The organism is Actinosynnema sp. NPDC004786, from assembly GCF_053601135.1.
In genome coordinates this window covers 221,860-241,664 of the sequence record NZ_JBSGBG010000005.1, presented here as the reverse complement: position 1 = coordinate 241,664, position 19,805 = coordinate 221,860, and the positions used below count along the sequence as shown (strand labels likewise).

Below are 19,805 nucleotides of genomic sequence, written 5' to 3'. Positions count from 1 at the left end.
GGCGGGTGTCGCCGGTGTGATCAAGACGGTGATGGCGCTGCGGCACGGCCGCCTGCCCCGCACCCTGCACATCACCGAACCCACCCCGCACGTGGCCTGGGACGACGGCGCGGTGCGGCTGCTGACCGAGGCCGTGCCGTGGCCGGACACCGGACGGCCCCGGCGGGCCGCGGTGTCGTCGTTCGGCATCAGCGGCACCAACGCGCACGTGGTGCTGGAACAGGCCCCGGACGCGCCGGATCCGGCCGGGGGAGCGGACCTGCCCTGGCTGGTGTCCGCCCGGAGCGAGCCGGCGTTGCGGGACCAGGTCCGGCGGCTGCGCGCGTTCGCGGCCGACCACCCGCGGCCCGCCGCCATCGGCCGGGCGCTGGCCGGGCGGACCAGGTTCGCCCACCGCGCGGCCGTCCTCGGCGACGACGTGGTCACCGGGGTGGCGGGCACGCCGGACCGGACCGTGTTCGTGTTCCCCGGCCAGGGCGCGCAGTGGGTCGGCATGGGCCGCGACCTGTACGCGCAGGAGCCGGTCTTCCGCGACGCGATCGACGAGTGCGCCCGCGCCCTCGCGCCGCACACCGACTGGTCGCTGGTCGACGTGCTGGCCGGCGGGTCGCTCGACCGGGTGGACGTGGTGCAGCCCGCGCTGTTCGCGGTGATGGTGGCGCTGGCGCGGCTGTGGCGCTCGGTCGGCGTCGAACCGGACGTCGTGGTCGGCCACTCGCAGGGCGAGATCGCCGCCGCCCACGTCGCCGGGGCGTTGTCGCTGGAGGACGCCGCGAAGGTCGTCGCGTTGCGGAGCAAGGCCCTCCTCGCGATCTCGGGCCTGGGCGGGATGGTGTCGCTCGGCCTGTCCGCCGCCGACGCCGCCGCCTACCTGGCCCGGTGGGGCGACCGGTTGACCGTGGCGGTGGTCAACGCGCCCGGCTCGGTCGTCGTCTCCGGTGACACCGGGGCGCTGGACGAGCTGCTGGCGTCGGCCGAGGCCGACGACCTGCGGGCCCGCCGGCTGCCGGTGGACTACGCGGCCCACTCCGCGCAGGTGGAGGCCGTCCGCGACCGGTTGACCACCGACCTCGCCGACCTCGCGCCCGCCACCGCCCGGATCCCGTTCCACTCCACGGTGACCGGCACGGTGATCGACACCGCCGGGCTGGACGCCGCCTACTGGTACCGGAACCTGCGTGCCCCGGTGCTGTTCGAACAGGTCGTCGGCGCGGTGGCGGCAGCGGGCTCGCCGGTGTTCGTGGAGGTCGGTCCGCACCCCGTGCTGCTGCCCGCGCTGGAGGAGCAGGACGCCGCCGCGACCGGCACCCTGCGCCGCGACCACGGCGGGCGGGCCGACTTCCACGCCGCCGCCGCACGCCTGTTCGTGCTCGGCGCGGACATCGACTGGGGCGTCCCGGCGACGCCGGCGGCCGGGCTGCCGACCTACCCGTTCCAGCGGCAGCGCTTCTGGCTCGCGCCCGGCGGCACGGGCGACGTGACCGGCGCGGGCCTGGACCCGGTCGACCACCCGCTGCTCGGCGCGTCCGTGGAGCTGCCCGGCGACCGGGCCGTGGTGCTGACCGGCACCGTGTCCACGGCGACGCACCCCTGGCTGGCCGACCACGCCGTGCTCGGCGTCGTGCTGCTGCCCGCGACGGCGTTCGTGGAGCTGGTCGCGCACGCGGCCGGCGTGGTCGGGTGCCCGGCGGTCGAGGAGGTCGTCCTCGAATCGCCCCTGGTGCTCGACGGCCCGGTGCGGGTGCAGGTCGTGGTGGGCGCGCCCGACGACACCGGCCGTCACCCGGTCGAGGTCCGGTCGCGGGCGCAGGACGAATGGGTCCGGCACGCCACCGGCACGCTCGCCGCCGACCCCGTCGTCCCGCCCGGGTTCCCCACCGCCTGGCCACCGGCCGGCGCGCTGCCGGTCGCCGTGCGCGACCTGTACGACGCGCTGGCCGGCGCGGGCTACGAGCACGGCCCCGCGTTCCAGGGCGTGCGCGCGGTGTGGCGGTCGGGCGGCGAGGTGTTCGCCGAGGTCGCGGTGGACGACACCGCCGACCACCGCTACGGCGCGCACCCCGCGCTGCTCGACGCGGCGCTGCAACCGCTGGCGCTGCTCGCGGGCGGTGGGGACGAGGTGCGGCTGCCGTTCACCCTGACCGGGATCGCGGTCCACCGCCCCCGCGCGACCACCGCCAGGGTCAGGCTGTCCGGCACGGCCGCCGACGGCTACGCCGTGGCCCTCGCCGACGAGTCCGGCACGCCCGTCGCCACCATCGGCTCGCTCACCACCCGCCCGATGACCCGGCCGGCCGACGACGCGTTGTTCAGGCTCGACTGGATCCGACGCGACGGCGAGGCGGTCACCCCCGACCGGGTCGTGACGCCGGCGTCGGCCGAGGAGGCCCTGGCGGTGCTCCAGCGGTTCCTCGCCGAGGACGGCGACACGCGCCTGGTCGTGCACACCCGCAACGCCGTGGCCGCGACGCCCGGCGACCGGGTGGACGACCTCGACGCCGCCGCCGTGTGGGGCCTGGTCCGCGCGGCGCAGGCCGAGCACCCCGACCGCCTGGTCCTGGTGGACACCGACGACTCGCCGCCCGTCGTGCCGGACGGCGAGGACCAGGTCGCGATCCGCGGCGGCGTGGTGCACGTGCCGCGGCTCGTCCGCACCGCCGCGCACCCGGCCGTCACCGGCACGGTGACCGACCCCGGCACCGGGAACCTGGACGACCTGACGTTCACCGAGGCCCCGGCGACGCCGTTGCGGCCGCACGAGGTGCGGGTCGCGGTGCGCGCGGCGGGCCTGAACTTCCGCGACGTCCTGATCGCCCTCGGCGTCTACCCGGCGCCGGCCGCGCTGGGCAGCGAGGGCGCGGGCGTGGTCACCGAGGTCGGCTCGGAGGTCACCGGGTTCCGGCCCGGGGACCGGGTCCTCGGCCTGCTGTCCGGCGCGTTCGGCCCCACGGCGGTGGCCGACCACCGGGTGCTCGTCCCGATGCCCGACGGGTGGGCGTTCAGCCGGGCCGCCGCCGTGCCGGTCGCGTTCCTCACCGCCTGGTACGGCCTGTTCGACCTGGGCCGGCTCCGGGCGGGCGACCGGGTGCTGGTCCACTCCGGCGCGGGCGGCGTCGGCACGGCCGCGATCCAGCTCGCCCGCCGGGCCGGCGCGGAGGTCTTCGCCACCGCGAGCCCCGGCAAGTGGCCCGTGCTGCGGGACCTGGGCCTGCCCGACGACCACATCGCCTCGTCCCGGACGCTGGAGTTCGAGCACCGCTTCCCCGAGGTCGACGTGGTGCTGCACTCGTTGACCGGCGAGTTCACCGACGCGTCGCTGCGGCTGCTGGCCGACGGCGGCCGGTTCGTCGACATGGGCAAGGCCGACGTGCGCGACGTGCCCGGCTACCGGGCGTTCGACCTCGCCGAGGCCGGACCCGCGCGGCTCGGCGAGGTGCTGGCGGAGGTCGTGCGGCTGCTCGCGGCGGGCGAACTGCGGGTGCCGCCGGTCACCGCGTGGGACGTCCGGCGCGCCCGTGCCGCGTTCCGGCACGTGAGCCAGGCCGGGCACGTCGGCAAGGTCGTGCTGACCGTGCCCGTCCCGCTCGACCCGGACGGCACGGTCCTCGTCACCGGCGGCACCGGCGCGCTCGGCACGCTGGTCGCCCGGCACCTCGCCACCGCGCACGGCGTGCGCAAGCTCGTGCTGGCGAGCCGGTCCGGCGACGCGCCCGACCTGCGCGCGGAACTCGCGGGCCGGGCGGACGTCACGGTGGTCGCGTGCGACGTCGGCGACCGCGAGGCGCTGGCCCGGCTCCTGGCCGGCATCCCCGACCTCACCGCCGTGGTCCACGCGGCCGGCGCGCTGGACGACGGCGTGATCGCGTCGCTGACCCCGGAACGGCTCGCCGCCGTGCGCGCGCCGAAGGCGGACGCGGCCCGGCACCTGCACGAGCTGACCCGGCACCTCGACCTGAGCGCGTTCGTGCTGTTCTCCTCGGCCGCCGGGGTCCTCGGCAGCGCCGGGCAGGGCAACTACGCGGCCGCCAACGCCACGCTCGACGCCCTGGCCGAACACCGCCACCGGCAGGGCCTGCCCGCCGTGTCCGTGGCGTGGGGTCAGTGGGCGCAGGCCAGTGGCCTGACCGGGCACCTCGACGCCACCGACCGGCGCCGGCTGGCGCGGTCGGGCGTCGTGCCGCTGGGCACGGAGCACGGCCTGGCCCTCTTCGACGCCGCCCTCACCTCGCCCGAGCCGACGCTCGTGGCCGCCGGCCTGCGCGTGTCGGCCCTGGGCGACCGGCCGGTGCTGCGTGCCCTGACCCGCCGTCGACCGGCCCGCACGCCGGGCGTGGTGGGAGGGTTGGCCTCCCTGCCCGAAGCCGAGCAGCGCGTGGCGTTGCTGGAGCTGGTCACCACGCACAGCGCGGCCGTGCTGGGCCGCACGGACACCGTCGACCCGGACCGGGCGTTCAAGGACCTCGGGTTCGACTCGCTGACGGCGGTGGAGCTGCGCAACCGGCTCGCCGCGGCGGTCGGCGCGCGGCTGTCGCCGACCATGACGTTCGACCACCCCACGCCCGCCAGGCTCGCCGACCACCTGCGGGAAGTCCTGCTCGGCGCGGTGCGCCGGGCCGAAGCGCCGGTCGCCGCGGCGGTCACCGACGACCCGGTCGTGATCGTCGGCACCGGCTGCCGGTTCCCGGGCGGGGTGGGTTCGGCCGCCGACCTGTGGCGGTTGGTCGCGGAGGGTGTGGACGCGATCGGCGACTTCCCGACCGACCGGGGCTGGGACGTGGCCGGGCTCTACGACCCGGACGGCGGCCCCGGCACCACCTACACCCGGTCCGGCGGGTTCCTGGCCGACGTGGGCGGGTTCGACGCGGCGTTCTTCGGCATCTCGCCCCGCGAGGCCGTGGCGATGGACCCGCAGCAACGCCTGGTGCTGGAGACCGCGTGGGAGGTGTTCGAGCACGCGGGTATCGACCCGACGTCGTTGCAGGGCAGTCGGACGGGGGTGTTCACCGGCATCTGGGCGTCCGGGTACGCGGGTGGCGTGGACCAGGTGTCCCGGGACGTCGAGGGGTACCTGGCGACGGGGACGGCGACGAGTGTGACGTCGGGTCGGGTGTCGTACCTGTTGGGGTTGGAGGGTCCGGCGGTGTCGGTGGACACGGCGTGTTCGTCGTCGTTGGTGGCGATTCACCTGGCGGCGCAGGCGTTGCGGTCGGGTGAGTGCGACCTGGCGTTGGCCGGCGGCGTCACGGTGATGGCCACCCCGGCGAGCTTCGTGGAGTTCTCCCGGCAGCACGGCCTGGCCGCCGACGGCCGCTCCAAGTCCTTCGCCGCGGCGGCCGACGGCACCAGCTGGGGCGAGGGCGCGGGGTTGGTCTTGTTGGAGCGGTTGTCGGATGCGCGGCGGCGGGGTCATCGGGTGTTGGCGGTGGTGGCCGGGTCGGCGGTGAACCAGGACGGCGCGTCGAACGGGTTGACCGCGCCTAATGGTCCGTCGCAGGAGCGGGTGATCCGGCAGGCGTTGGCGAACGCGGGTTTGTCACCGTCCGATGTGGACGCGGTCGAAGCCCACGGCACGGGTACGACGTTGGGCGATCCCATTGAGGCGCAGGCGTTGTTGGCGACGTACGGGCAGGATCGTTCGGAGCCGTTGTGGTTGGGGTCGGTGAAGTCGAACCTCGGCCACACCCAGGCCGCCGCCGGTGTCGCGGGCGTCATCAAGATGGTCGAGGCCCTGCGGCACGGCGTGCTGCCCAAGACCCTGCACGTGGACGAGCCGACCCCGCACGTCGAGTGGGAGCGGGGCCGGATCGACCTGCTCACCGAGGCCCGGCCGTGGCCGGGGCGGGACCGGCCGCGCCGGGCCGGCGTGTCCGCGTTCGGGATCAGCGGCACCAACGCGCACCTGATCCTCGAAGAGTCCCCCGACGCGGACCCGGTCGAGGTCGTGGACCACATGCCCTGGCTGCTGTCGGCGCGGTCGCCGGAGGCGTTGCGGGCGCAGGCGGTCCGGTTGCGCGAGTTCGCCGGCGACCCGGCGGTCGGCGCGGTGTTGGCGGGACGTGCCCGGTTCCCCTACCGCGTGGCCCTGACCGACCCGGCGACGCTGCTCGCCGACCTCGACGCGCTGGCGGCCGCTCCGATCGTGAAGGCGGAGCAGGGCAAGACCGCGTTCGTGTTCTCGGGGCAGGGTTCGCAGTGGCGTGGCATGGGGGAGCGGCTGGCTGAGGCGTTCCCGGTGTTCGCTCGTGTGTTGGACGAGGTGTGCGGGCTGCTCGGTGTGTCGTTGTGGGACGTGGATCTGGACGAGACCCGGTTCACGCAGCCTGCGTTGTTCGCGGTCGAGGTCGCCTTGTACCGGCTGGTGGAGTCGATGGGCTTGACCCCTGACTACGTGGTGGGGCATTCGGTGGGGGAGGTCGCTGCCGCGCACGTGGCGGGTGTGTTGTCGCTGGAGGACGCGTGTGCGTTGGTGGTGGCACGTGGTCGGTTGATGCAGGAGTTGCCGGCCGGTGGGGCGATGGTGTCGATCCGGGCGGCCGAGGCGGAGATCGTGCTCACCGACGGGGTGGAGATCGCGGCCGTCAACGGTCCGGAGTCGGTCGTGGTGTCCGGTGACGAGGACGCGGTGCTGCGGTTGGCCGAGCAGTGGCGGGAACGGGGTCGGGAGACGCGGCGGTTGGCGGTGAGCCACGCGTTCCACTCGGCTCACATGGAGCCGATGCTGGGCGAGTTCGCGCGGGTGGTGGAGGGCTTGTCGTTCAACCGTCCACAGATCCCGTTCGTGTCGTCGGTTTTGTCGGTGGGGTCGGGTAGTGTGAAGAACAGGGATCCCCTGGTGGGGGACCCTTCCGCGGGTGTGGTGTTGGACGCGGCGTACTGGGTGCGTCAGGCGCGGGACGCGGTGCGGTTCGGCGACGCGGTGGAGTGGTTGCGGGCCAACGGGGTGACGCGGTTCCTGGAGATCGGGCCGCACCCCACGCTCGTGCCGAACGGTGTGATGCGCCGCGACCACGACGAGCCCGAACGACTCCTCGCCGCACTCGGCAAGCTGTGGGTCGAGGGCGGGGAGTGGCGGCCGCCGGCGCCGCGGGCCCACCTCGACCTGCCCACCTACCCGTTCCAGCGGGAACGGTACTGGCTCGTGCCCGCCGCCCGGGCCGACGTGACGGGCGCGGGCCTGGACGTGGTGGACCACCCGCTGCTGCGGGCGTCCGTGACGCTGCCCGACGGGCAGGGCGCGGTGCTCACCGGTGTGCTGTCGCCGACCGCCCACCCGTGGCTGGCCGAGCACACCGTCCTGACCGCGCCGCTGCTGCCCGCCACCGGGTTCGTGGAACTCGCCCTGCGGGCAGGAGGTCACGTCGGCTGCGCCGTGCTGGCCGAACTCGTGCTGGAAGCACCGCTGCCGCTGCACGACACCGTGCACGTCCAGGTCGCGGTCGGCGCGCCCGACGACACCGGCCGACGCACCGTCACCCTCCACTCCCGCACCACCGCCGACCCGGACGACTGGACCCGCCACGCCACCGGGGCACTGCTCCCCGGACCGGCCACCCCGCCGACCCGCCCGGCCACGACCTGGCCGCCCGCCGGCGCGACGCCGATGGACACCACCACCCTGTACGAGACGCTCGCCGACGCGGGCTACGACTACGGCCCCACCTTCCAGGGCCTGCGCGCGATCTGGCGGCACGGCGACGAGCTGCACGCCGAGGTCGCGTTCCCCGCCGACGCCTCCGGCCTCACCGGCTACGGCGTCCACCCGGCCCTGCTGGACGCGGCGATCCAGCCGCTCACCCTGCTCACCGGCATCACCGCCGAGGTCGACGGGCCGGGCCAGGGCCTGGCCAGGCTGCCGTTCTCGTTCGCCGGCGTGTCGATCACCGGCGCCGCCGCCACCCTGCGGGTCGTGCTGACGCCCACCGCGCCGGACACGTACGCGGTCCGCGTCACCGACACCGCCGGCGGCCCGGTGGCCGACATCGACTCGCTCGTGCTGCGCCCCGTCGAACTCGGCGGCCTCACCGCCACCCGGCACCCCGACTCCCTGTTCACCCTCGACTGGACGCCGCTGCCGACCCCCGACGCCCCGGACGTGACCGCGGAGGTCCGCGAACTCGCCCCCGGCGGCGGGAACCCGGTCGAGCAGGCACACGCGCTCACCCGCCAGGTGCTCCACGACGTGCGGCGGGCGCTGGCCGACGACACCCGGCTGGTGTTCGTCACCCGGGGCGCGACGGGGACGGACCTCGCGTCGGCGGCGGCCTGGGGCCTGGTGCGCAGCGCGCAGGCCGAGCACCCCGACCGGTTCCTGCTGGTCGACCACGACGGCACGGACGCGTCCCGGCAGGCGCTCCCGACCGCCGTGCGCGCCGCGTTCGCCCAAGCGGAACCCCAAGTGCTGCTGCGCGACGGCGCGCTCCTGGCCGCCAGGCTCACCAAGGCCGCGCAGGACGCCACGCCGCAACCGCTGCGCGGCACCGCCCTGATCACCGGCGGGTTCGGCGTCCTGGGCGGCCTCACCGCACGCCACCTCGTCGCCGAACACGGCGTGCGGCACGTCGTGCTGGTCGGCCGGCGCGGACCCGCCACGCCCGGCGCGGACGAGCTGGTGGCCGAGCTGGCCGGGCTCGGCGCGACCGTCACCGCGGCCGCGTGCGACGTCGCCGACCGGGACGCCCTGGCCGGGCTTCTCGCCACGATCGACGACCTGCGGGTCGTCGTGCACACGGCGGGGACCGTGGCCGACGCCGTGGTCGAGTCCCTGACCCCGGAGCAGGTGGACGCCGTGCTGCGGCCCAAGGCGGACGCGGCGTGGCACCTGCACGAGCTGACCCGCGACCTGGACGCGTTCGTGCTGTTCTCCTCCGCCGCGGGCGTGCTGGGCAGCCCCGGCCAGGCCAACTACGCGGCGGCCAACGCATTCCTCGACGCCCTGGCCCGCCACCGGCACGCCCTCGGCCTGCCCGCCGTGTCGCTGGCCTGGGGCCAGTGGGCGCGGGAGAGCGGCATCACCGGTCACCTCACCGAGGCCGACCGGCTGCGGCTGGCCCGCGCCGGGCTGATCGCGCTGCCCACCGACCGGGCGCTGGCCCTGCTCGACGTCGGCCTGGCCACCGGCTCGCCCGTCCTGGTGCCCGCGCACCTCGACCCGGCCGCGGCACGGACGCCGCTGCTGCGCGGCCACGGCCAGCAGCGGCGCGCGCAGGCCCCGGCGGTCACGCCGGCCGACCTGCTCGGCCGGCTGGCAGGGCTGGCCGAACCGGAGCAGCGCGCCCTGCTGCTGGAGGTGGTCAACGCGCACAGCGCGGCCGTCCTCGGCCACACCACGCCGCTCACCGCCGACCCGCAGCAGGCGTTCCGCGACCACGGCGTCGACTCGCTGACCGGGATCGAGCTGCGCAACCGGCTCAACGCGGCCACCGGCCTGCGGCTGTCCGCGACCGCCGTGTTCGACTTCCCGACCCCCGCCCAGCTCGTCAACCACCTCTACGGCCGGTTGCGCGGCGCCGCCAACCGCGACGTCGGACCGGTGGAAACCCTGCTGCGCAAGGCGATCGACGCCGACCGCACCGCCGACGGGCTCGACCTGCTCGCCACCGCGGCCCGCCTGGGCGCGCTCACCGACCGGCCCGAGGCCGCGCCGGTCGCGCTCACCACCGGGTTCGTGCCGCCGTCGCTGGTCTGCCTGCCGTCGGCGCTCGCGTTCACCGGCGTGGACGAGTACGCGAGGTTCGCCGCCGCCCTGGAGGCGATGCGCGACGTGACCGCCGTGCCGCTGCCCGGGTTCGCGGGCGGCCCCCTGCCCGCCGGCGCCGAAGCGCTCGTCGACGCGCTGGCCGACGCGGTCGCCGGGGCGGGCGGCGGCGAGTTCGCGCTGGTCGGCCGGTCGGTCGGCGCGTGGCTGGCCCGCGCCGTCGCCGCCCGCCTCGAAGCGGGCGGCGTGACCCCGGCCGCGGTCGTGCTCATCACCCCGCTGGACGACCCGGGACCGGTGCTGCCGGGGGTGCTCGACGCCGGGCACCAGGTCCACCCCGTCGACGACGACCGGCTGCTCGCCATGGGCCGCTACCTCGACCTGGCCCGCGGGTGGACGCCCGCGCCGACCTCCGCGCCGGTGCTGCACGTCGGCACCGCGACCGAGCGCCCGCCGTCCGGGCGGGAGTCCGTCGTGGTCGCGGGCGACCACTTCACCGTGCTGGAACAGCACTCCGCCGCCACCGCGCTCGCGATCAGCAGCTGGCTCACGGACTTCCGCGGGTACGGGGCCGGGCTGTCCGAACTCAGGGAAAGGGACGTCCATGATCTGGGATGACGTGTTCATCGGCGGCACCGGCCGGTACCTGCCGCCGCGCACGCAGGCGACGGACGCCGTGCCCGACACCGACACCATGCGGCGGCTGCTCGCGCTGTCCGACTTCACCTCGTTCACCCGGTCCGACGACGTCACCGAGCACGCCATGGCGGTGCGGGCGGCGATCGGCGCGCTGCGGCAGGCCGGGCTGACCGGCGCCGACATCGCGATGGCCGCCTACGCCCAGATGGACCACCAGGACCACATGGCGTCCTCGTGCCACCTCCAGCGCGTCCTGGGCCTCGGCCACGCGCTGGTCTACGAGGTCGAGGCGACCAGCAACGGCGGCTCCGCCGCGCTCCAGGCCGCCGCCGCCCACCTGGTGGCCGACCGGAACGCCACCGCCACCCTCGTCACCGCGACCGCCCGGTTCCTGCCGCCGCGCTGGGAGCGGTGGCAGCCCACGGTCGGCATCTTCCTCGCCGACGGCGCGGCGTCGGCCGTGCTCACCCGCGACGGCGGCCGGGCCCGCCTGGTCGCCACCGCGAACAGCTCCGCCACCCAGATGGAGGTGCTCGCCACCCCCTCCATCCCGGACCCGCTCGGGCACCGCAACCGCACGCCGATCGAGGTCACCGGTCTCGCGCCCTACCTGACCCTGATGAGCGAGGCGCTGGTCGGCGCGGTCGAGCAGGCCGCCAAGGAGGCCAACGTCGCGGTCGCCGACGTGACCCGGTTCGTGGTCACCGGCCTGGGCCTGGCGCAGCTGCAGGTGGTCGTGCTGGAACCGCTCGGCATCGACCTGGACCGCACCACCTGGCCGTTCCTGCGCGAGCTGGGGCACGTCGGCCCGTGCGACCAGCTCCTCGGCGTGGACCACCTGCTCAACGACCCGGCGACGGCGCCGGGCGACACGATCATGGTGATCGGCCTGGGCATGGGCTCGCGGTTCACCGCCGCCCTGCTGGAGGTCACCGAACCGCCCACCCGCGGTACCACGTTCGTCACGGAGTCGGTCGCGGTCCCGGCCGTCGAGCGGTACGCCATCGACCCGTCCGGGAGCGACCTCTTCGGCGAGGCGGCCCGGCTGCGCGAACGCGGCCCGGCCACCCCCGTCCAGCTGCCCGGCGGCGTGGGCGCGTGGGCGGTCACCGGCCACGACGCGGTCAAGAAGCTGCTGCTCGACCCGGCCGTGTCCAAGGACGCCAACCGCCACTGGCCCGCGTGGCGCAACGGCGAGATCCCGCCGGACTGGCCGCTGATCATGTGGGTGGCGATGAAGAACATGTTCACCGCCTACGGCGAGGACCACGCCCGGCTGCGCAGGCTCGTGGCCAAGGCGTTCACCGCGCGCCGCATCGACGCCATGCGCCCGCGCGTCGAGGAGATCACCGCCGACCTGCTCTCCCGGCTGGCCGCCGTGCCGCGCGGCCGGGTGGTGGACCTGCGCGCCGAGTTCGCGTTCCCGCTCCCCATCCGGGTGATCAGCGGCCTGTTCGGGTTGTCCGAGCGCACCGGGGCCGACCTGCGCCGCCTGGTGGAGGCCGTGTTCAGCCTCGACGCCGACCCGGACGGCGTGCAGGGCGCGTCCGCGGAGCTGTACCTGATGCTGAAGAACCTGGTGGCCGCCAAGCGCGCCGAACCGGGCGACGACCTGACCACCGACCTCATCGCGGCCCGGCAGGAGGACGGCTCGCGGCTGGGCGAGCAGGAGCTGCTGGACACGCTGCTGCTCACCATCACCGCGGGCTTCGAGACCACGGTCAACCTGCTCGACAGCGCGGTCCACGCGCTGGCCACGCACCCGTCCCAGCTCGGCCTCGTCACGTCCGGGTCGAGCACGTGGGACGACGTGGTGGACGAGACGCTGCGCTGGCAGGCGCCGGTGCCGAACCTGCCCCTGCGGTACGCGGTCGAGGACGTCGAGGTGGACGGCGTCACGATCGCCAAGGGCGACGCGATCCTGGTGTCGTTCGGCGCGGCCGGCCGCGACCCCGCCCGGCACGGCGCGACCGCCGAGGAGTTCGACATCACCCGCCCGTCCCGCCGCGACCACCTCGCCTTCGGCCACGGCGTGCACCACTGCCTCGGCTCGCCGCTGGCCCGGCTGGAGGCGACGGTCGCGCTGCGTGCGCTGTTCGGGCGGTTCCCGAACCTTCGGCTCGCCGTGCCGTCGGCGGAGCTGGAACCGTTGGGGTCGTTCTTCACCAACGGTCACCGGACCCTGCCCGTCGTGCTGGAGGAAGACTGAGATGGCGCACTTCGCGTTCGTCAGCGCACCCGCCGCGGGGCACGTCAACCCCACCCTGCCGATGGTGGAGGAGCTGGTCCGGCGCGGGCACCGGGTCAGCTACGCCACCGGGCCCGCCACCGCGGACGGCGCGGCGCGGGCGGGCGCGACGCCGGTCGTGCTGCCGTCGGAGCTGCCGCCCGACCTGGACGCGCGGGGCGAGTTCACCGCCGACCAGCTCGCCGTGACCCTGGAGCACTTCCTGGACGACGCCGAGGTGTCGTTCCCCGTGCTGGCCGCGCACTTCGAGGCCGACGTGCCCGACGTGGTGTGCTACGACTCGGTGACGTTCACCGGCCGGATGCTGGCCAACCTGCTGGCCGTGCCCGAGGTGGCGCTGGTGCCGACGTTCGCCGAGAACGAGCGGTTCTCCGCCACGCAGGTCTACCTGCCGCCGACGTTCGACCACGGGCACCCGAAGCTCGTGTCCGCGATCGCGCGGATGGCGCGCTTCGCCTCCGGGTTCACCTTCCTGGAGGACCCGAACCTGATGTTCGGCCACGTCGCGCCGACGAGCGTCGTGTTCATCCCCCGGTCGTTCCAGCTGTCCGCCGAGACGTTCGACGACCGGTTCCACTTCGTGGGGCCGTCCCTGGGCAGCTGGCAGGAGGCCGAGCGGTGGTCGCCCCGGACCGGCGCGCCGGTGCTGCTCATCTCGCTGGGCACGGTCTTCAACACCCGGCCCGACTTCTACCGGGCGTGCGTCGAGGCGTTCGCCGACGGGCCGTGGGAGGTCGTCATGCCGATCGGCGACCTCGACCCGGCACTGCTCGGCCCGCTGCCGGGCAACTTCGCGGTCGCGCCCCGCGTGCCGCAGGTGGCCGTGCTGCGGCACGCGGCGGTGTTCCTGAGCCACGCGGGCATGAACTCGATCATGGAGTCGCTGTACCACGGCGTGCCGTTCGTGACCGTGCCGCAGATCCCGGAGCAGCGCGCGATCGCCGCGCGGGCGGCCGAGCTGGGCCTCGGCGTGACGCTGGAGGACCAGACCCCCGAGGGCCTGCGGTCGGCCGTCGCGGCGGCGGCCGGGCACCGGGCGGCGGTCGAGCGGATGCGGGAGGTGGTCCGGTCGAGCGGCGGCGCGCCGATGGCGGCGGACGCGGTGGAGAAACTGCTGAACCGGTGACGGTCCGGGTGGGGCGCACCGGAACGGGCAGCGCTCCGTGATCGGGCGGGCGTGGTGTCGCCACCTCCGCCGCGGTGCTCGGGTGCGCGATGTGGTGAGTCGGGTCTCCGACCTGGCGAGTTCTTCCCGATTCGCGTGTCCCGGACGGCGCGCAGCGCGCTCCTGGGATGGGTGGCCTCACGTCGGGGCCACCCACCCGGGGGACCGTCAGCGGACGGGGACGTGGCGTGTCGCGGGGAAGCGGTTGAGCGTGTCCAGGACGGCGGTGTAGGCCGGTTTCCTCGCGCCGGTCGAGTCGAACAGCAGCGGCGTGCCCGAGGAGCGCCACGAGTCGCTGTCGCGGACGCCCCACACCGTGATCCCGGTGCAGCGGCTCACCTCCAGGCACGCCCGCACGGCCCGCCGGTACGCGTCGGCCTGGGCCGCGCCGGAGCCCTCGACGTCCAGCTCGGTCAGCTCCACGTCCACGCCCAGGTCGGCGAACGCCCGCAGCGTGGCGGCGAAGTCGGCCGGCACGGGGTGGTAGGCGGTGAAGTGCGACTGGAGCCCGACGCAGTCGATCGGCACGCCGCGCGAGCGGAAGTCGCGCACCATCCGGTGCACCGCCTGCGTCTTGGCGTGCGACCAGTTCTCGACGTTGTAGTCGTTGTAGCAGAGCTTCGCGTCCGGGTCGGCCGCCCGCGCCGCGCGGAACGCCGCCTCGATCCAGTCGTCACCGGTGCGCTGGAAGTTCGAGTCGCGCCGCGCGCCGGACGTCCCGTCGGCGAACGCCTCGCCGACCACGTCCCACGCGGCCACCCGGCCCCGGTAGTGCGCCACCACCTGGGTGACGTGGTCGAGCATGGCCTGCCGCAACGCCGCGCCGCGCAGGTTCACCAGCCACGACGGCTGCGCCGCGTGCCAGAGCAGCGTCTGGCCCCGCACCCGCTGCCCGCGCGCCTCCGCGTGGTCCACGACCCGGTCGCCCGCGGCGAACGAGAAGCGGCCCTGGAGCGGTTCCGTGGCGTCCAGCTTCAGCTCGTTCTCCGGCGTCAGGCCGTCGAACTCGCGGTCGACGATCCCGACGTAGACCGGGTCGGCCAGCTTGTGCCCGCTGACGCCCACGCCGAAGTGCCGCCCGGTGCGGTGCGCGGCCTCGGCGAGCGTCGCGGCCGGCGGGTCGGCGGCGGCCGGGCGGGCCGGGACCAGCATCACCGCCGCGGTGAGGGACGCGGCGGTCACGGTCACCAACGCGGACCAGAGCTGTCGCACGGTCGAAACCCCCTTCCGGCACGTACCCCGGAACCATCGGGCCGCCCCGCCGTGCCCCGCAATGCTTATCGAGACTTTTCGAAACCCGCTGCCGCCGCCGGCAGGCCGGCCCGCCACCGTTCGGCCGGGCGCCGGTGTCCGCCCGGCCCAACGCCCGATGGGGCGGTGCTGGTCGATCGGCCCGACCGGGCACCGCGTAGGTTGCCGCCATGCGCGTGCTCTTCGCCGCCCTCGCCTCCGCGGGGCACACCTACCCGATGGTCCCCCTGGCGATCGCCGCCCGCGACGCCGGCCACGAGGTGCACTTCGCCGTCGGCGAGGAGGTCCACGCGCCGCTCGCCGCGCACGGGCTGCGACCGTTCCGGCCCGCGGACGCCTTCTACGAGCTGTACGCCGAAGACCTCGAACCGGAACTGGCCCGGCTGCGGCCCGACCTCGTGGTGCACGGCTGGGGCGTGCCCGGCGCCGCGACCGCCGCACGGCGCGCCGGCGTCCCCGGCCTCTGGCACGGGTTCGGCCGCCTCTTCCCGGCCGGCATCGGCCTCGAACGGCCCGCCGTCCCCGGCCCGCCGCACGTCGACATCTGCCCGCCCTCGTTGCAGGACCCGGACTTTCTGGCCGCGGCCGACCGCCTCGAACTGCGCCCCGTCCCGTTCACCGGCCCGCCCGCACCGCCCGGGTGGCACGTCCGCCGCACCTCCCGGCCGCTGGTCTACCTGACCCTCGGCACCGCGTTCGGCACCGCCGAACTGCTGACCACGGCCGTCAAGGGCCTCGCCGCGCTGGACGCGCACGTCGTCGTCGCCACCGGCCGGGTGCGGCCCGGGGACCTGGGCGACGTGCCCGACAACGTCACCGTGCACGCCTGGGTGCCGCAGGCGGACCTGCTGCCGCACGTCGACGTGGTGGTGCACCACGGCGGCAGCGGCACCACGCTCGGCGCGCTCGCCGTCGGCGCGCCGCAGCTGCTGCTGCCCCGGGGCGCGGACCAGTTCGCCAACGCCGACGCCGTCCGCGCCGCCGGGGCCGGGCTGCGGCTGCTCCCCGACGAGGTGACCCCGGAAGGCGTCGCCGAGCACGTGCGCACCCTCCTGCGCGACGGCGGGCACGCCGACGCCGCCCGCGCCGTCGCCGAGGAGATCGCCCGGATGCCGTCCCCGGACGAGGTGGCCCGCCGCCTCCCGGAGCACGCCGAACGCGGATGAGGCCGGTCCGCGTCGACGGCACCGCGCACTTTGCCGTCCTGTTCCGCGTTCGCAACGAACGGTCACCGCGCGGAAACCACCGCCGGCGCCACGCCGCCCTACAGTCGTCCCATCCTCGACGAGATTGATCCCTTCATCGGAACGGCCGCGACCTCCCTGCCCGCCGCGCAGGGTCTCGCGGCCACTTGGTGGTGGCCGAAAGCGCAGATCGGCAACACCCACCCGGGCGCGACCTCACCGCTCGGGATGGTGTCCGCCTGCGCCTACTCCGGCGCCTACCCGACCGGCTACGGCCTCTACACGAAGAACACCGAGGGCCTGCCGGACCGGATGTTCGACCGGCCCCTGGCGTCGGGCTTCACCCACTTCCAGCAGTCCGGCACCGGCGCGATCCGCAAGTACTACAACTACGTCCGGGTGACCCCGATGGTGCAGCAGCTCGACGCGCTCGGCGAGGCATGGCCGCTGCACGACGAGGAGGCCGAGGCCGGGTACTACGCGGCCACGCTCGACACCGGCGTCCGGTGCGAGATCACGGTCGGCCGGAAGGTCGCCGTCCACCGGTACACGTTCCCGGAGCACCGGGCCGCCCGCGTCGTGGTCGACCTCTCGTGCGGCGGGCTGGCCATCGACCACGGCCGCACGGTGCCGCTGCGCGCGCACGTGGAGAGCCTCGGCCACGGCCGCGCCCAGGGCACGGTCGTGGTGGAGGGCGTGCCGCTGTCGGTGCACATCGAGGTCGACACGCCGGGGTGGCGGCAGATGCTCTGGCACGACCGCCGGCTCATCGAGGGCGGCACCCGCCTCGACTTCGACCGCATCCGCCAGACCACGCTGCGCCCGTTCGGGCTGCTGTTCCTCGGCCCGACCGGCGCCGGGCAGACCGTCGAGGTCCGGATCGGGTTCTCCCTGCGCGGCGTCGAGCAGGCCCGCGAGAACCTGCGCCGCGAGTGCGGCGAGGGCGCGCCCGCGTTCGACCTCACCCGGACCGCGACCGCGGAGCGGTGGCGCGACCACGTCGACCGGATCCAGGTCGAGGGCGGGTCGCCCGCCCGGCGGCAGGTGTTCGCCACCGCCCTGTACCACTCGCTGATCAAACCCTGCTTCGCCGACGACGAGAGCCCGTTCTGGCCGACGTCCGGGCCGTTCGCGTTCGACATCTGCACGATGTGGGACATCTACAAGACCCAGGTGCCCCTGCTCGCCGCGATCTGCCCGGACCGGGCGGGCGACCTGCTGGAGTCGCTGGTGCGGGTGTGCGAGGAGGAGGGCAACTTCCCGATCGGCTACCGGATGGCGCGCGGCGCGGACCGGTTCTTCCGGCAGGCCAGTGCGCTGGTCCACACCGCCCTCGCGGACGCGCACGCCCTCGGCCTCGGCGACCTGGACTGGCCCTGGGCGCTCGCCCACATGGACGCCGACCTGCGCCGGCTGTACGGCGAGGACTTCTACGAGCACGGCGTCGTGCACCCGATCTCGCACACCCTCGACCTCGCCTACGCCTACCACTGCACGGCGGGCGTCGCCCGGTCCCTCAACGACCACGGGCTCGCCGACGACCTCGCCGCCCGCGCCCGGCTGTGGACCAACGCGTTCGACCCGGCCACCGGCCTGCTGCACGACTCGTCGTTCTACGAGGGCGGCAAGTGGAACTACTCGTTCCGGCTCATGCACGACATGGCCGGGAGGATCGCGCTGGCCGGCGGCGACGACGCGTTCGTCGCCATGCTCGACGCGTTCTTCGGCTACGGCGCGCCGCCGGTGACCCAGCCGGGCAGGCGGCCCGACCCGGCCGAGATGGCGGCGGGCTACGCGCTGAACCGGTTCGAGGGGCTCAACAACGAGCCCGACATGGAAGCGCCCTGGTCCTACCACTACGCGGGCCGGCCCGACCGCACCGCCGAGATCGTCCACGCCGCGCTGACCTGGCAGTTCGGCACCGGTCCCGGCGGGCTGCCGGGCAACGACGACTCCGGCGGCCTCAGCTCGTGGTACGTGTGGGCGTCCCTGGGGCTGTTCCCCGTCGCCGGGCAGAACCTCTTCCTGGTCAACGCGCCCGCGTTCGCCCACGCCACCCTCCGGGTCGGCGACCGCACGTTCGAGGTCGAGACCAGGGGTCACCGGGAGACCCCGGTCGGCTCCGACGGCCTGGAACGCGTGCCGCCGCCGCAGTACGTGCAGTCCGCCCGGCTCAACGGCCGACCGCTGGACGTCACCCACCTGCGTGCCGCCGACGTGCACGCGGGCGGCCGGCTCCAGCTCGAACTCGGCCCCGAGCCGTCGTCGTGGGGCAGCGACGCCCGCCCGCCGTCACCCTCCGCTCCGCCCGCGCCGGGAGTACGCCCATGAGCACGCCCAACCGCCGCCTCGTCATCGTGGTCCGCGCCGACCCGGTCATCTGCGGCCACTCCGGCGAGGCCCGCAACCTCGCCGAAGTCGCCCTGACCCGCGGCTTCGACGACGTGCGGCTGCTGACGTGGCCGCTGCCCGCCCTCGAAGCGGCGGGCCTGCCGCTCAAGCCGCTCGACCGCATCACGCCCTACAGCCCCGGCATCACCGTCGAACGGCCCGAGCCGGTCGGCGACTACCGCGTGCCCGACGGCCGCTACGTCGCCGGCCTCACCGGCCGCCTGGTCGAACTGCTCAGCGAGCCGGTGCCCACCACGTGCCTGTCGATGTACCTCGCGCCGCACACCGGGGTCGTGGGCGACGCCGTGGCGGCGGCGCGGGCGGCCGGGTTCGCGCCCGACGTGCGCACGATCGCCAAGGCCGTCGGCTCGGACGTCACCAACGTGATCCGGTCCTGCCTGCGCGAGGGCCGGTTCGGTGCGGCGGTGGCCCTGTTCACCACGTTCCTGGCCAACGACCGGGTGATCGCGGTGTCGGACTACACCCGGCAGGAGATCGTCACCGCCGCCGAGACCGTCGACGCGCACTGCGGCACCCGCCTCGCCGAGGAGTGCCGTCGCCGGGTCACGGTCAGCTACCCGCCCATCGACACGTCCGCCTACCTCGACCTCGACCCGGCGCTGGTGGACGCCGCCCTCGCCCGCCGCGGCCTCGAACGCGACGGTTACGTGCTGTTCCTGTCCCGCGTGGCGCGGGCCAAGGGCGTCCACGACCTGGTGACGGCGTTCACCCGGACGCGCGCCCGGTCGCGGGTCAAGCTCGTCGTCGCCGGGAACGGTCCGGCGCTGGAGGAGATCCGGGCGCTCACGCGGGACGACGACCGGGTGCTGCTGCTGTCCGACGTGGACGACGAGGAGAAGCCGTTGCTGATGCGCGGCTGCGCCGCCTACGCGTTGCCGACCAAGCCCGAGCCGGACTTCGTGGAGACGTTCGGGATCGCGTTGGCGGAGAAGATGCTCGCGGGCGGCGGTCCGGTGATCACCACGATCACCGGCGGCACCGGCGAGGCGGTCGGCGGCACGGCGATCATCGTGACCGCGGGCGACGTGCCCGGCCTCGCCGCCGCGATCGACCGCGCGGTGCTGGAGCTGTCGCCGGGGGAGCGGCGGTCCATGGCGGACCGGGCCCGGGCGCACGCGTTGTCGTTCGACCGGGCACGGGTGTTCGACGACCTGTTCGCGACCTCCCCGGCGGGCGCCGTGCCCGCGCCGCGGTGAGTTTGAACCGGACGGT

At 75.2% G+C, this 19,805-nt stretch carries 7 protein-coding genes; 6 read left to right on the top strand and 1 reads right to left on the bottom strand.

Annotated elements, in window-relative coordinates; translation table 11 throughout:
- The 3 genes from ACWEFJ_RS06775 to ACWEFJ_RS06765 all read left to right on the top strand — a co-directional run.
- Positions 1-10,312, top strand: a 10,312-nt coding sequence (locus ACWEFJ_RS06775) for an SDR family NAD(P)-dependent oxidoreductase (protein WP_449713171.1), incomplete at its 5' end; no start/stop codon positions are given.
- The gene (locus tag ACWEFJ_RS06770) at positions 10,299-12,542 is read left to right on the top strand and encodes a cytochrome P450 (protein WP_378095464.1); all 2,244 of its coding nucleotides are present in this window, start codon (positions 10,299-10,301) and stop codon (positions 12,540-12,542) included. The genes ACWEFJ_RS06775 and ACWEFJ_RS06770, both read left to right, overlap by 14 nt.
- A gap of 1 nt (position 12,543) precedes the next feature.
- On the top strand, positions 12,544-13,707 hold the full coding sequence (locus ACWEFJ_RS06765; RefSeq protein ID WP_378095467.1) for a macrolide family glycosyltransferase: 1,164 nt from the start codon (positions 12,544-12,546) through the stop codon (positions 13,705-13,707).
- Positions 13,708-13,914: 207 nt separating this feature from the next.
- Here the strand turns inward: ACWEFJ_RS06765 and ACWEFJ_RS06760 are convergent, their stop codons facing one another.
- Complete coding sequence (locus tag ACWEFJ_RS06760) at positions 13,915-14,958, bottom strand: endo-1,4-beta-xylanase (RefSeq protein ID WP_449713170.1); 1,044 nt, start codon at positions 14,956-14,958, stop codon at positions 13,915-13,917.
- Between the two features lie 209 nt (positions 14,959-15,167).
- Here ACWEFJ_RS06760 and ACWEFJ_RS06755 point away from each other — a divergent pair, with 209 nt between their 5' ends.
- The 3 genes from ACWEFJ_RS06755 to ACWEFJ_RS06745 are packed head-to-tail and all read left to right on the top strand — an operon-like array spanning position 15,168 to position 19,789.
- Entirely contained in the window at positions 15,168-16,163 is a 996-nt protein-coding gene (locus ACWEFJ_RS06755; protein WP_449713169.1) for a glycosyltransferase, read from the top strand.
- A gap of 30 nt (positions 16,164-16,193) precedes the next feature.
- Positions 16,194-18,512, top strand: a complete 2,319-nt coding sequence (locus ACWEFJ_RS06750) for a glycoside hydrolase domain-containing protein (protein ID WP_449713168.1) — start codon at positions 16,194-16,196, stop codon at positions 18,510-18,512.
- Entirely contained in the window at positions 18,509-19,789 is a 1,281-nt protein-coding gene (locus ACWEFJ_RS06745) for a glycosyltransferase (protein ID WP_449713167.1), read from the top strand. The genes ACWEFJ_RS06750 and ACWEFJ_RS06745 overlap by 4 nt, the downstream gene beginning before the upstream one ends.
- Positions 19,790-19,805 lie beyond the last annotated feature (16 nt).

Bases quoted from the DNA above. Each gene is read 5' to 3' on its own strand.
- ACWEFJ_RS06770 (WP_378095464.1), top strand. From the start codon at position 10,299: ATGATCTGGGATGACGTGTTCATCGGCGGCACCGGCCGGTACCTGCCG.
- ACWEFJ_RS06765 (WP_378095467.1), top strand. From the start codon at position 12,544: ATGGCGCACTTCGCGTTCGTCAGCGCACCCGCCGCGGGGCACGTCAAC.
- ACWEFJ_RS06755 (WP_449713169.1), top strand. From the start codon at position 15,168: ATGCGCGTGCTCTTCGCCGCCCTCGCCTCCGCGGGGCACACCTACCCG.
- ACWEFJ_RS06745 (WP_449713167.1), top strand. From the start codon at position 18,509: ATGAGCACGCCCAACCGCCGCCTCGTCATCGTGGTCCGCGCCGACCCG.